The organism is Dickeya dadantii NCPPB 898 (assembly GCF_000406145.1).
Taxonomy (GTDB): Bacteria; Pseudomonadota; Gammaproteobacteria; order Enterobacterales; family Enterobacteriaceae; genus Dickeya; species Dickeya dadantii.
This window is the reverse complement of the sequence record NZ_CM001976.1, coordinates 2,927,239-2,940,799: the sequence shown is the minus strand read 5'-3', so window position 1 is coordinate 2,940,799 and position 13,561 is coordinate 2,927,239. Positions and strand designations below refer to the sequence as shown.

Genomic DNA, 13,561 nt, shown 5'->3' with positions numbered 1-13,561 from the left:
CCATGCCAGTAGAGAAGGGGCGGGAATTTACCGCTTGTCTCCGGGCTTGTAAAGACTAAGGGGCGGATAAAACGCGTTTATCGTCAGTGCGTCGGCTACACGATACGCCGGCTCAGCGTTTGCTGAGCCAGGTTTGCGCCAGTTCGTCAAACGGCAGCGGTCGGGAGAAGAAATACCCCTGCATGAAATTGATCTGCTTGCGGGACAAAAACGCGGCCTGATATTCGGTTTCCACCCCTTCGGCGACGGTCATCAGGTTCATCTGCTGCGCCAGGTCGATAACGCAGTTCACCAGCGTGCTGGATTGCGGATCGTTCTCGTCAATCATGCTGACAAACGACTGGTCGATCTTGATGACATTCACGTGCAGTTTTCTGAGATAGTCGAAATTGGAATAGCCGGTGCCGAAATCGTCCAGCGCGATCAGCACGCCGGCGTTGCTTAGCTTTTTGAAGAAGGCGATGGTTTCCGGCGTAATGTCGATTTTTTCCCGCTCGGTAATTTCAATCATCAGGTGCACTTTTTTCTCGCCAAAGGCGGCGATGAAGTTCTGGCAGTCGGTAATAAAATCGTCGGACTGACAGTGCAATGCGCTGATATTGATGCCGATGTGCAAATGGTCCGGCAGGGTGTCCAAACGGGATGCAAAATCGCGCACCACGCTGCTCATTAACGAGCGGGTCATCGGGATAATCAGGCCGCTTTGTTCACACAACGGAATAAAAATATCGGGAGAAATAAAACCGCTCTTCGGGTGATGCCAGCGCGCCAGCACTTCCACACCATAAATTTCCTGTGATTCGGTGGAGATAACCGGCTGGTAATAAGGCAGCACTTCCTGATTTTCGATGGCGCGACGAATGCCGTCATAAGGCGAATTAAGGCGCGTCGAATATTTATAAGCCAGAAAGCCGGAGCCGAGAGCAATCAGGAAAACCACCAGCAACGTCATTTTTTCCTGATCCCAAAAGTCGACAAGAGAATATTTGTCGTCGAGAGGAAACAGGATGGAAAAATGGTAGTGGTTGGAAGGGGTAATAACAAAATGACGCAGATCTTCAGGGTTAAATGCCGACACCTTATTATCGCGGGATATCCAGGTATTGCCGACCAGCAAAAAAAGATTCCGTCGCTTGCTGAGCAGGTCCAGAACGTTGGTCAAATGCTGACCATGTATGGCGACGCCGACACTGCCGTCCGATGTGGTGCCAAGATACATAATCAGGGTTCTGTCCGGCGTGACGGAGTTGCCGGCCAGCAGCGCCAGTTCCCGCATATGAAAGCGGCCCAGCGCGGCGGGGCGATTATCCACGCCGTACAGCGACGAGCAGTACACCACATCATTTTTGATCAGGCTGACGGTGCGCAGATGGCTGGCGATCGCCGCCGTCATATTCAGTTGTCGGATGACGTCAGACGTGCAGGGTTGGGCCAGCAGCGGTTTACTCTCTTCCACCGCATCTCTGGCCTCATTGAGAATATCTTCGATATTTTTGACTGCCCTTTCCGCGTTGGCATAAGCGCCCTGACGATCAGTACGGTAGTCCTGATAGTAAATTGCCCATAAGCCCATGGCGAACATTGCTAAAAAGGTCAAAAAAGCGATCAGTTTATTCATTTGTGTATGGCCCTTGAACTGACCTTATAGTTTTTTATACCCGGCATCCTTCAAGTTGCAGGTACGCTGGTTTTATTACCCGGCCCCTCCATAGGCCTCGCCCTTTTGGTCCACGGCAAGCCGCGTTCAACACGGCTCCCGGCAGTGTTGTCGTTCCCCCGTCGCCGATTTATGCCGGTTCCGGGGGATTCACTCGGTTGCCGCCTTTATGCAACTCGAATTATTTGGGATATATATCGGCGGTTATTCTTTTGATTTTAGTCGGGCCATCACAATTTAGGGCAGAAAAATGATCAGGCGGCACACGTATGCTGCGCCATCTCCTCCAGCAGGTGGGTGATAAACGTCAGCCGTTGCGGATATCCGCTCAGATCATTGATGAATTTCAGCCGACTGGGGCCATCCAGACGATAAACTTTAGGATCGCGCTGCAGCAGGCCGATCAGATGCGTGGGATCGACGCGATTATGCTGGCTGAATTCGACAAACCCCCCTTTGTCGTTGCCTTCGATACGCTTGATGCCCAGCAGTTGCGCCTGCTGACGCAAGCCGGCCACCTGCAGCAGATGACGGGCCGCGTCCGGCAGTTTGCCGAAACGGTCGATCAGTTCCGCTTTCAGGTCATCCAGCTCGCTGTCGTTTTTAGCGCTGGCGATACGCTTGTAAAACGACAGGCGGGTATTGACGTCCGGAATGAAGTCGTCCGGCAACAGAGCCGGTAAACGCAGCTCCACGTCGGTCTGGCTGCTGATCAAGTCTTCCAGCGACGGCTCTCGTCCGGCTTTGAGCGACTCCACCGCGCTTTCCAGCAGGTCCATGTACAGTGAAAAACCGACGCTTTCCATCTGGCCGCTCTGGTCTTCGCCCAGCAGCTCGCCTGCGCCGCGAATTTCCAGATCGTGGGTGGCGAGGGCGAAACCCGCCCCGAGATCTTCCAGCGAGGCGATGGCCTCCAGCCGTTTGTGGGCGTCGCTGCTCATCGCCTTGGGATTGGGCGTCAGCAGATAGGCGTAAGCCTGATGGTGCGAGCGCCCGACGCGGCCGCGCAACTGATGCAACTGCGCCAGGCCGAAGTGGTCGGCGCGTTCGATGATGATGGTATTGGCGCTCGGAATATCGATACCCGTCTCGATGATGGTAGTGCACACCAGCACATTGAAACGCTGGTGATGGAAGTCGTTCATCACCCGCTCCAGATCGCGCTCGCGCATCTGGCCGTGGCCGATGGCAATACGCGCTTCCGGTACCAGCTCGTTCAGGCGCTGGGCGGCTTTCTCGATGTTTTCTACGTCATTGTAGAGGTAGTACACCTGCCCGCCGCGCAGGATTTCACGCAGGATGGCCTCACGCACCACCAGACTGTCGTACTCGCGCACAAAGGTTTTCACCGCCAGACGGCGGGCCGGCGGCGTGGCGATGATCGACAGATCGCGGATGCCGCTCATCGCCATGTTCAGGGTGCGCGGAATCGGCGTCGCGGTGAGCGTCAGGATATCGACGTTGGCGCGCATCGCTTTGATTCGCTCCTTGTGGCGCACGCCGAAGCGGTGTTCTTCATCGACGATCAGCAAACCCAAATCCCGCCAGCGTACGTCGCTTTGCAGTAATTTGTGGGTGCCGATCAGAATATCCACCTTGCCTTCCTGCGTCTGTTCCAGCACCTGGGTCTGCTCTTTCTGGCTACGGAAGCGGGACAGCATTTCAATGCGCACCGGCCAGTTGGCGAAACGGTCGCGGAAATTGTCGAAGTGCTGCTGAGCCAGCAGGGTGGTCGGCACCAGCACCGCGACCTGCTTGTGGTTTTCCACTGCCAGAAACGCGGCGCGCATCGCCACTTCGGTTTTGCCGAAGCCGACGTCGCCGCACACCAGCCGGTCCATCGCCAGCGGGCGGCACATGTCGCTCAGCACGGCGTTGATGGCTTGCGCCTGATCCGGCGTGGTATCAAACGGGAAACCCTGACAGAACAGCTGGTACTGCTCCCGGTCGTGTTTGAAGGCGAAACCGGTGTGGGCGGCGCGCTGGGCGTAAACATCCAGCAGTTCGGCGGCCACGTCACGCACTTTCTCCGCCGCTTTCTGCCGCGCCCGCGTCCAGGCGTCTCCGCCCAGCTTGTGCAACGGCGCGCTTTCCTCGGCGCCGCCGGCATAGCGGCTGATCAAATGCAACGACGACACCGGCACATACAGTTTGTCTTCGCCGGCGTAATGCAGAATCAGGTATTCCGCCTTGATGCCGCCGGCTTCCAGCGTGGTCAGCCCGGAGTAACGGCCGACGCCGTGTTCGAGATGCACCACCGGCTGGCCCGGGCGTAATTCCGCCAGATTGCGGATCAGAGTATCGGTGTTGATGGTTCGACGGCTGTCCTGACGGCGACGGCTGACGCGCTCGCCCAGCAGGTCGCTTTCGCAGATCAGCGTGCGCTGGCGCAGGGTATCAATAAAACCGTGCTCGCTGGCGCCGATCATCAGGTAGCAACCCGGCGACGCCGTCTGCTCCAGGCTTTTCACCGGCGTGGGGGAGAGCTTGATACGGGACAGCAACTCCTGCAACGTTTCCCGGCGCCCCTCGCTTTCCACCGAAAATACAATTTGCCCGCCGAACTGCTCCACAAAACGGCGCAACGCATCCAACGGCGATTTGTTCTGGTGCTGGACCGCCAGGTCTGGCAATGGTTGATAACCCAGATTGATATTGGCGGCTTTATCCGGCAGCGTGTCGCTGCGCAACTGTACGCGCGGCCATTGTTTGAGTTCGGCAAACAGCGTATCAACCGGCAGCCACAGCGTATCCGGCGGCAACAGCGGGCGCATCGGGTCAACCCGGCGGCTGTCGTGGCGCTGCTGGATATCCTGCCAGAAACGCTCGGCGCCTTGCTGGATGTCGCCGGTATTGACCAGCAGCGTGCCGGTTGGCAGATAGCTGAACAGCGCCGGCAGCGGCTGGCTGAAGAACAGCGGTTGCCAGTACTCGATCCCGGCGGGCAGGGTGCCTTTGCTCACCTGCTGGTAGACGTGTTCGGCGTCGCGCCGGACCTCGAATTGTTCGCGCCACTGGCTGCGAAACAGCTCGATGGCGGTCTTGTCGGTGGGAAACTCCCGCGCCGGCAACAGATGAATCTGTTCGACTTCATTCAGCGTGCGTTGGGTATCGGCGTCAAACAGCCGCAGGCTGTCGATTTCATCGTCGAAGAAATCGATACGGAACGGCTCTTCGCTGCCCATAGGGAACAGGTCGAGCAGCGCGCCGCGGGTGGCGAATTCGCCATGCTCCATCACCTGATCGACGCTGCGGTAGCCGGCCTGTTCCAACTGGTTGCGCAGCTTATCGCGCGACAGGCGCTGACCTTTTTTCAGCATCAACGCATGGCCGTGCAGGAACGCGTGCGGACACACTTTCTGCATCAGGGTATTGACCGGCAGGATCAACACGCCGCGCGTCAGCGAGGATAACTGGTACAGCGTGGATAACCGGGCGGAGATAATTTCCTGGTGGGGGGAAAAACTGTCGTACGGCAGGGTTTCCCAATCCGGCAGCGTCATTACCGGCTGAGCGGTAAACTGCTGAATTTCGTCGCGCAACCGTAGAGCATTCTGCATGTCAGGGGTAATCAGTACCACCAGTCCGGCGTGGTGTTCAACGATCTCTGCGCATTCGACGGCGCAGGCTGCGCCGGTAAGCTGGCCCAGCAGGCGTTGTTCACCCGCTTTGCCAGGCAAGGTATAGCGATATTGTTCAGGCATCATCCGATTATCAGGTCTCGATATCCACTAAGAAAAAGTCGGGAAGAGAGAGGGTTAGGGTTCCATAAAGTAGTACTACCCTTTATTATCCTTGTTCACTTTGCTTTAGCAACCTCATCCAGACGGATTTCATGTATCAACCTGTCGCACTTTTCATCGGCCTGCGCTACATGCGAGGGCGGGCCGCGGACCGCTTCGGGCGGTTTGTTTCCTGGTTGTCCGCTATTGGTATCACCCTCGGGGTGATGGCGTTGGTCACCGTGCTGTCGGTGATGAACGGCTTTGAGCGGGAGCTGGAAAACAGCATTCTGGGGCTGATGCCCCAGGCCATCATCACCACGCCGCAAGGCTCCCTTAACCCGCAGACGTTGCCGTCTTCTTCGCTGTCCAGCCTGAAAGGCATCAGCCGTATCGCGCCGCTGACCACCGGCGATGTGGTGCTGCAAAGCGCCCGCAGCGTGGCGGTGGGGGTGATGCTCGGCGTTAACCCCGACGAGCAGGAGCCGCTGGCTAACTATCTGGTCAATACCCACTTGCAGCAGTTGCAGCCGGGGCAGTATCAGGTGATTCTCGGCGAGCAGTTGGCCAGCCAGCTTGGCGTTAAACCGGGCGACCAACTGCGGCTGATGGTCACCAGCGCCAGCCAGTTGACGCCGATGGGGCGGGTTCCCAGTCAGCGGTTGTTTACCGTAGCCGGCACCTTTTCCGCCCGCAGCGAAGTGGATGGCTATCAGCTGTTGGTTAACCAGCAGGACGCCTCGCGCCTGATGCGCTACCCGCTCGGCAATATCACCGGCTGGCGGCTGTGGCTCAATCAGCCGCTGACGGTGGACACGCTCAGCCAGCAGGCATTGCCGCCGGGGACAGCGTGGAAAGACTGGCGCGAACGCAAAGGCGAGCTGTTCCAGGCGGTGAGGATGGAGAAAAACATGATGGGGCTGCTGCTAAGCCTGATTGTGGCCGTCGCCGCGTTTAATATCATTACTTCGCTGGGTTTGCTGGTGATGGAAAAACAGGGCGAGGTCGCTATTCTGCAAACGCAGGGGTTGACCCGACGCCAGATTATGGCGGTATTCATGGTTCAGGGCGGCGGCGCCGGTGTGATGGGGGCGGCTGGTCGGGGCGATACTGGGTATGGTGCTGGCCAGTCAGCTCAATACCCTGATGCCGATGCTCGGACTGCTGATCGACGGCGGCGCGCTGCCGGTGCAGATCCAGCCGGCGCAGGTCATCGCCATCGCGCTGGTGGCGATGCTGCTGGCGCTGCTTTCCACGCTTTATCCTTCCTGGCGCGCGGCCGCCACCCATCCCGCAGAGGCTTTACGTTATGAGTAATTCACCGTTATTGCAGTGCCGTCAGCTATGCAAACGCTATCAGGAAGGCAACCTGTCCACCGATGTGCTGCGTGATGTGTCATTCGATATGCAACAGGGGGAAATGATGGCGATTGTCGGCAGCTCCGGCTCCGGCAAGAGTACGCTGTTGCATTTGCTGGGCGGGCTGGATTCGCCGACCTCCGGCGACGTGGTATTTCAGGGCAAGACGCTGAATCAGTTGTCGGCCGCCGCTAAAGCGGCGCTACGCAACCGCGAGCTGGGTTTCATCTATCAGTTCCACCACCTGCTGCCGGATTTCACCGCGCTGGAAAACGTGGCGATGCCGCTGTTGATAGGCAACGTGGCGCCGAAAGAGGCGCAAGAGAAGGCGCAGACCATGCTAGCCGCCGTTGGCCTGGCGCAGCGCAGTCAGCACCGTTCTTCGGAACTGTCCGGCGGCGAACGTCAGCGCGTGGCGATTGCGCGCGCGCTGGTCAATAGCCCGTCGCTGGTGCTGGCGGACGAACCGACCGGCAACCTCGATCAACGTACTACCGACGCCATTTTCGAACTGCTGGGTGAACTGAATGTGCGCCAGGGCACCGCCTTTCTGGTGGTGACCCATGACCTGCATTTAGCCAGCCGCCTTGGCCGCCAGCTGGAAATGCGCGACGGTCAGTTGCAGCAGGAGTTGACCCTGATGGGGGCGTCGCAATGACCTTTCCTCCGCTTTCGCTGCTGATCGGGCTACGTTTCAGCCGCGGGCGCCGCCGCAGCGGCATGGTGTCGCTGATTTCGGTGATTTCCACCCTTGGTATTGCGCTCGGCGTGGCGGTGCTGATCGTCGGTCTGAGCGCGATGAATGGTTTCGAGCGCGAGCTAAACAACCGCATTCTGGCCGTGGTACCGCATGGTGAAATCGAAGCGGCCAACCAGCCGTTCCGGGACTGGCAACCGCTGTTGCCGAAGATTGAACGCGTTCCCGGCGTCGCCGCCGCGGCGCCTTACGTCAGTTTTACCGGGTTGCTGGAAAACGGCGCCAGCCTGAAGGCGATCCAGTTCAAAGGCGTGGATCCCCAACAGGAACTGAAACTTAGCGCGCTGCCGCAGTTCGTGCAGGATAACGCCTGGTCGCGTTTTCATGCCGGCGCACAGCAGGTCATTATCGGTAAGGGTGTGGCGGATGCGCTGGGCGTGAAAAACGGCGACTGGGTTACCGTGATGATCCCCAATAGCGACCCGCAGATGAAACTGCTGCAGCCGAAGCGCATTCGGTTACAGGTGGCGGGCATTTTGCAATTGAGCGGTCAGTTGGATCACAGCCTGGCGCTGGTGCCGCTGGCCGATGCCCAGCAGTATCTGGAACTGGGTGACGGCATCACCGGTATCGCCATCAAGGCACAGGATGTGTTTGCCGCCCAGAAGCTGGTGCATGACGCGGGCGAGGCGACCAATGTCTATGTTTATATTCGCAGCTGGGTCGGTACTTACGGCTATATGTACCGCGATATCCAGATGATCCGTACCATCATGTACCTTGCTATGGTGCTGGTCATCGGCGTGGCCTGCTTCAACATCGTTTCCACGCTGGTGATGGCGGTGAAGGACAAGAGCAGCGATATCGCTGTGTTAAGGACGCTGGGCGCGGGCGACGGCCTGATCCGCGCCATTTTTGTCTGGTACGGTTTGCTGGCCGGGCTGCTCGGCAGCGTGGTGGGTACCGTGGCGGGTATTGTGGTCACGCTACAGCTGACGCCGCTGATTCGCGGCCTTGAAACGCTGACCGGCCACCGTTTTCTGTCCGGCGATATTTATTTCATCGATTTTCTGCCGTCGGAACTGCATATGCTGGATGTGATTATCGTGCTGGTCACCTCGCTGGTGCTGAGCCTGATTGCCAGTTGGTATCCGGCCCGCCGCGCCAGCCGTATCGATCCGGCCCGGGTATTGAGCGGCCAGTAAACCCGCGCCGCCGTTGCGTAAGCGCTGCGGCGGCGTCATTTTGTCTGAAGCTGGGGGAGCGTCCATGTATTACGGTTTTGACATCGGAGGCACCAAGATCGAGCTGGCGGTGTTTGACGCCGATCTACAGCGCATCTGGCAAAAGCGAATTCCCACTCCCCGGGACGATTATGATCGTCTGCTGCGCGCCTTGCTAACCCTGACCGAAGAAGCCGACGCGCTGATCGGCGGGCGCGGGTGGGTCGGCGTCGGGGTGCCCGGTATGGAGAATACCGACGACGGTACTTTGTTCGCCGCGAATCTGCCCGCCGCCATGGGGCGACCGTTGCGCGCCGATCTCAGCCGGTTGCTGCAACGCGAGGTTCGGCTCAGCAACGACGCCAACTGTTTTGCGCTCTCGGAAGCCTGGAACGAGGCGTTTCGCTCCTATCCGGTGGTACTGGGGATTATTCTCGGCACCGGCATGGGCGGCGGTCTGGTGGTCAATGGGCAGGTGGTGGACGGGAAGAATGGCATCGCCGGTGAATTCGGTCATTTTCGTTTGCCGATTGACGCGCTGGATATTCTTGGCGAGACGATTCCACGCGTAAAATGTGGCTGCGGCCGTGTCGGTTGTGTGGAAAACTACCTCTCCGGGCGCGGATTTGAATGGTTGTACGCGCATTTCAGCCGGCGCACGCTGTCGGCACCGGAGATTATTGCGGCGTTCTACGCCGGCGATCCACAGGCGCAGGCGCATGTGGATCGCTATCTGGCGTTGCTGGCGGTGTGTCTCGGCAATCTGCTGACGCTGGTCGACCCGCATCTAGTGGTGCTGGGAGGCGGCTTGTCGAATTTTGACGAGATTTATCGCCAACTGCCGCATCGATTGCCGGGCAGTCTGTTGCCGGTGGCCCGCGTACCGCGTATTGAGAAAGCCCATTATGGCGATGCGGGCGGCGTACGCGGCGCGGCATTGCTACACTTGATGGGTCAGACGGCGCCGCGCCAATCTCTATGAGCGGCACCGCTGACAATCCCGCTGTCAGGGCGGACGCAGAGCGTATCCGTCGATGCGCTCTAAAGACAATCTAAGGAGCAGACATGCACTCGCGTCAGCGATTACACCGTTTTCGGCAGCGAAAGCGTCTCCGTCATCAGCGTTTGTGTGCCCGCATTTTTCATCTTGATTATCTGGTGGTCAAAAACGTGAATAAACCACGTGTTGTTGTCCTTACCGGAGCAGGGATTTCTGCCGAATCCGGTATTCGCACGTTTCGTGCCTCGGATGGACTGTGGGAAGAGCATCGGGTGGAGGATGTCGCCACTCCGGAAGGGTTTCATCGCGATCCGCAAACGGTGCAGAATTTTTATAACCAGCGTCGCCGCCAGCTACAACAGCCGGAGATTATGCCCAACGCCGCACATCTGGCGCTGGCGGAACTGGAGGCGGCGCTCGGCGATCATTTCCTGCTGGTCACCCAGAACATTGACAATCTGCATGAACGCGCCGGTGGTAAGCGCATCATCCACATGCATGGCGAACTGTTGAAAGTGCGTTGCAGCCAGAGCGGGCAGGTTTTTGAGTGGACGGGCGATGTTTCGGCGGACGAGCGTTGCCACTGCTGCCAGTTTCCGGCGCCGTTGCGCCCGCACGTGGTGTGGTTTGGCGAAATGCCGCTGGAGATGGAACACATTTATCATGCGCTGTCGGAAGCCGACCTGTTTGTTGCCATCGGCACCTCGGGCCATGTCTATCCGGCTGCCGGCTTTGTGCACGAAGCGCGAGTGCACGGCGCACATACGGTGGAACTGAACCTGGAACCCAGCCAGGTGCAGAGCCAGTTCGACGAACACATCTATGGCCCTGCCAGCAAGGTGGTGGTGGAGTTCGTTCGCACCTGGCTGGCGCGGCACTCGCTGGCGTCATCAGCCTGAGCCTGATGACTTCCCCGCCCAGCGCGGGCGTATGGCGCTGGGCATGGGCTCGGTCAGCGGAGGATGTTCCCGCATCAGCGCATCGCGGCGGGCGCGCAGGCACTCTTCAATCTGGTCGAATGGCAGGTTGGCTTCGTGGTTATAGAAACTGTATTCGCATTCGACGCAGTTGTTGGATGGTTCGCTCTGCCGACTGTCGTTTTTTCGCCGGGCGCGATACAGCGTGCGCAGAAGGGATATCAGCATAATTTACCCCGCAGGATGACTGGTTGATGATGATCTAATAGGCGTGTTGATAATCACCTATAGCTATAAAGGTAGCCGAGATTGCGGCGATTAAAAAACAATCAATCTGGATAAGATAATCACATCTCATACAATGCAGCAGGGGAATGGGGCGCAGGCTCCTTTAGCGCCATACGTTATCCCTTGCGTCATACTTTGCGAGCCACTTTCCATTCCCTGGCGAAAATTTCCGGCATCAGCTTGATATCACTGCGGATATGCGCATCATGATCGCCATTGTCCGATTTTTCATTGCAGGCGGCCCATGCAGTCAACCCCGGTGCGTTATACCCAATTGAAACAGCAACAGCGCAGGCGAGATCGTCAGCGGTTGTTGGGGTTATGGCTGTTGCTGGTGGTCGGCGTGGCGATGAGCCTGTGCGCCGGCGAGCGCTGGATTGGGCCGACGCACTGGCTGGACTCGGACGCATCGTTATTCATCTGGCAGCTCAGGTTGCCGCGCACGCTGGCGGTGATGCTGGTCGGGGCGGGGCTGGCGATGGGCGGCGCGGTAATGCAGGCGGTGTTCGATAATCCGCTGGCGGAGGCGGGGCTGCTCGGCGTATCCAGCGGCGCCGGCGTGGCGCTGGTGCTGGCGGTGTTGATCGGGCAAGGTTTGCTGCCGGTCTGGAGCCTTAGCCTGTGCGCCATCGCGGGCGCGCTGTTGGTCACACTGATGCTGCTGCGTTTTTCCCGCTCCGGGGTATCCAACGCGCGTCTGCTGCTGATCGGGGTGGCGCTGAGCATTATCTGTAATGCGCTGATGACCTGGGCGGTCTATTTCAGCACCAGCCTTGATTTGCGCCAACTGATGTACTGGATGATGGGGAGCTTCAGCGGGGTCGACTGGCGCTACGGCGGATTGATGTTACTGATGCTGCCGCTGCTGGTCTGGCTGGCGCGCTGCGGCGGGGTGCTCAATCAACTGGCGCTGGGCGAGATGGCTGCCCGGCAACTGGGGGTCGCGGTGTTTTACTGGCGTAATGTGCTGGTGCTGGCGATGGGCGTTCTGGTGGGCGTCAGCGTGGCGCTGGCTGGTGTGATCGGCTTTGTCGGGTTGGTCATCCCGCATATTTTGCGCTTGTGCGGGCTGACCGATCAGCGCTATCTATTAACCGGGTGTGGACTGGCCGGCGCCGTTGTGCTGATGTTGGCGGATACGCTGGCGCGCACGTTGCTGGCGACCGCGGAACTGCCGGTTGGCGTAGTTACCGCCACGCTGGGGGCGCCCTGGTTTATCTGGCTGCTGCTGCGCCATCAGGCGTAATTCCCGCAATGCATAATTCCCGCAATGATGAACAGGCCGGCGGACAAGCCGGTTTGACGAAAAAGGAACAGACAATGAGCAATACGCTATACGCAATTCCCCTGCAAACCATCGATGGCCGTCAGGCATCACTGGAAAACTGGCGCAATAATGTGCTGCTGGTAGTCAACGTCGCCTCGCAGTGCGGGCTGACCAAGCAGTATGAAGCGCTGGAGAATCTGTACGAAACCTATCGTGACCGCGGATTCGCGGTACTGGGCTTCCCTTCCAACGAATTCGCCGGGCAGGAACCGGGCAGCAACGAAGAGATCAACGCGTTTTGTCGCGGGACCTTCGGCGTACAGTTCCCGATGTTCGGCAAAATTAACGTCAACGGGAGCGGGCGTCACCCGTTGTATCAGGCGCTGATTCAGGCACAGCCGGAGGCGCTGCGACCACAAGGTAGCGAATTCTACGAGCGCCGCGTTAGCAAAGGGCAGGCACCGGCTCATCCGGGCGATATCCTGTGGAACTTCGAGAAATTTCTGGTTAACCGCCGTGGCGAGGTGATAGCACGTTTCTCTCCGGATATGACGCCGGATGACGGCGCGATTATCAAAGCGATTGAGCAGGCGCTGGCGCAATAACGGTGTCTGCCCAGCCGTTGCTGTACCTGCACAACGTTAGCGTCGCCGGGCGTTTGTCGTCGGTGACGTTACGCTGTCGCCCCGGCGAACTGGTGCATATTATTGGTCCCAATGGTGCGGGTAAAAGCACGCTGCTGGCGCTAATGGCTGGATTGCAGCCGGGGGACGGCGAGGCGCTGCTGTTGGGGCAGACGATCGCCGCCTGGTCGGCGCGCGATCTGGCAAGGGTACGCGCCTACCTACCGCAACAGCATAGCGCGCTGGCCTTGATGCCGGTGTTCCAGTACTTGCAATTGCACCAGCCATCGCACAGCGATGCCGAAAGCGTGGATGCTGTGGTGCAACAGTTAGCCGAGCGATTGTCGCTGGCGGATAAACTGCGTCGTCCGCTGACCCAGCTTTCCGGCGGCGAATGGCAGCGGGTCAGATTAGCGGCGGTGCTGCTGCAAGTCTGGCCGACGCTGAATCCTTCGGCCCGGCTATTGTTGCTGGATGAACCCGCCGCCAGTCTGGATATCGCCCAACGTGTGGCGCTGGATGCATTGCTGGCCGAGTTATGCCGGGCTGGGGTTGCGGTCATCGCGTCGGGTCACGACCTGAACCATACCTTGCACCATGCCGACCGGGTATGGCTGATGTCGCGTGGTGAGCTGATGGTGCAAGGGGCAACGGCCGATGTTATGCAGCCGGAAGCGCTGTCGCCGGTGTTTGGGGTGGCGTTTACACGCTATGCGCTGGACGGTCGCCACTGGATGCTGGCGCAGCAGGAATGACGGCGTCGGGACACGTCGGTATGGTTTCCGGCTGGTTATGGTGTGACGCCGGG

Annotated in this window: 10 protein-coding genes and 1 pseudogene; 8 read left to right on the top strand and 3 right to left on the bottom strand. The window is 59.1% G+C overall.

The annotated features are described in order from the left end of the window. Positions 1 to 112 precede the first annotated feature (112 nt). Positions 113 to 1,618 (bottom strand): EAL domain-containing protein, encoded by a 1,506-nt coding sequence (locus DDA898_RS13350; protein WP_038911448.1) that lies wholly within the window; start codon positions 1,616 to 1,618, stop codon positions 113 to 115. Between the two features lie 293 nt (positions 1,619 to 1,911). Further along, entirely contained in the window at positions 1,912 to 5,364 is a 3,453-nt protein-coding gene (mfd, locus tag DDA898_RS13345) for a transcription-repair coupling factor (RefSeq protein ID WP_201765864.1), read from the bottom strand. A gap of 128 nt (positions 5,365 to 5,492) precedes the next feature. Here mfd and lolC point away from each other — a divergent pair. The 5 genes and pseudogenes from lolC to cobB all read left to right on the top strand — a co-directional run bounded on the left by lolC (position 5,493) and on the right by cobB (position 10,557). Next, positions 5,493 to 6,696, top strand: a pseudogene (lolC, locus tag DDA898_RS13340) (lipoprotein-releasing ABC transporter permease subunit LolC). Further along, the gene (gene lolD, locus DDA898_RS13335; protein ID WP_013318410.1) at positions 6,689 to 7,396 is read left to right on the top strand and encodes a lipoprotein-releasing ABC transporter ATP-binding protein LolD; all 708 of its coding nucleotides are present in this window, start codon (positions 6,689 to 6,691) and stop codon (positions 7,394 to 7,396) included. Before lolC ends, lolD begins: the two are co-directional and overlap by 8 nt. Next, positions 7,393 to 8,640: a lipoprotein-releasing ABC transporter permease subunit LolE gene (gene lolE, locus DDA898_RS13330; protein WP_038901503.1), complete on the top strand. Its 1,248-nt coding sequence runs from the start codon at positions 7,393 to 7,395 to the stop codon at positions 8,638 to 8,640. Before lolD ends, lolE begins: the two co-directional genes overlap by 4 nt. A gap of 64 nt (positions 8,641 to 8,704) precedes the next feature. Then, entirely contained in the window at positions 8,705 to 9,640 is a 936-nt protein-coding gene (gene nagK / locus DDA898_RS13325) for an N-acetylglucosamine kinase (protein ID WP_038911447.1), read from the top strand. A gap of 83 nt (positions 9,641 to 9,723) precedes the next feature. Continuing rightward, positions 9,724 to 10,557 (top strand): Sir2 family NAD+-dependent deacetylase, encoded by an 834-nt coding sequence (gene cobB, locus DDA898_RS13320; RefSeq protein WP_038911446.1) that lies wholly within the window; start codon positions 9,724 to 9,726, stop codon positions 10,555 to 10,557. On the opposite strand, the gene DDA898_RS13315 is transcribed toward cobB, so the two are convergent. Then, complete coding sequence (locus tag DDA898_RS13315) at positions 10,549 to 10,803, bottom strand: hypothetical protein (protein ID WP_038901500.1); 255 nt, start codon at positions 10,801 to 10,803, stop codon at positions 10,549 to 10,551. The genes cobB and DDA898_RS13315 overlap by 9 nt on opposite strands. 304 nt (positions 10,804 to 11,107) lie before the next feature. Between DDA898_RS13315 and btuC the strand changes: the two genes are divergently transcribed. The 3 genes from btuC to btuD all read left to right on the top strand — a co-directional run bounded on the left by btuC (position 11,108) and on the right by btuD (position 13,508). After that, the gene (btuC, locus tag DDA898_RS13310; protein ID WP_038911445.1) at positions 11,108 to 12,109 is read left to right on the top strand and encodes a vitamin B12 ABC transporter permease BtuC; all 1,002 of its coding nucleotides are present in this window, start codon (positions 11,108 to 11,110) and stop codon (positions 12,107 to 12,109) included. 74 nt (positions 12,110 to 12,183) lie between these two features. Next, the gene (locus DDA898_RS13305; protein ID WP_038902705.1) at positions 12,184 to 12,735 is read left to right on the top strand and encodes a glutathione peroxidase; all 552 of its coding nucleotides are present in this window, start codon (positions 12,184 to 12,186) and stop codon (positions 12,733 to 12,735) included. A 2-nt stretch (positions 12,736 to 12,737) separates the two neighbouring features. Beyond that, on the top strand, positions 12,738 to 13,508 hold the full coding sequence (gene btuD, locus DDA898_RS13300; RefSeq protein WP_038911444.1) for a vitamin B12 ABC transporter ATP-binding protein BtuD: 771 nt from the start codon (positions 12,738 to 12,740) through the stop codon (positions 13,506 to 13,508). Positions 13,509 to 13,561 lie beyond the last annotated feature (53 nt).

Bases quoted from the DNA above. Each gene is read 5' to 3' on its own strand.
- DDA898_RS13350 (WP_038911448.1), bottom strand. From the start codon at position 1,618: ATGAATAAACTGATCGCTTTTTTGACCTTTTTAGCAATGTTCGCCATG.
- cobB (WP_038911446.1), top strand. From the start codon at position 9,724: ATGCACTCGCGTCAGCGATTACACCGTTTTCGGCAGCGAAAGCGTCTC.
- nagK (WP_038911447.1), top strand. From the start codon at position 8,705: ATGTATTACGGTTTTGACATCGGAGGCACCAAGATCGAGCTGGCGGTG.
- DDA898_RS13315 (WP_038901500.1), bottom strand. From the start codon at position 10,803: ATGCTGATATCCCTTCTGCGCACGCTGTATCGCGCCCGGCGAAAAAAC.
- lolE (WP_038901503.1), top strand. From the start codon at position 7,393: ATGACCTTTCCTCCGCTTTCGCTGCTGATCGGGCTACGTTTCAGCCGC.
- lolD (WP_013318410.1), top strand. From the start codon at position 6,689: ATGAGTAATTCACCGTTATTGCAGTGCCGTCAGCTATGCAAACGCTAT.
- btuC (WP_038911445.1), top strand. From the start codon at position 11,108: ATGCAGTCAACCCCGGTGCGTTATACCCAATTGAAACAGCAACAGCGC.
- mfd (WP_201765864.1), bottom strand. From the start codon at position 5,364: ATGATGCCTGAACAATATCGCTATACCTTGCCTGGCAAAGCGGGTGAA.
- DDA898_RS13305 (WP_038902705.1), top strand. From the start codon at position 12,184: ATGAGCAATACGCTATACGCAATTCCCCTGCAAACCATCGATGGCCGT.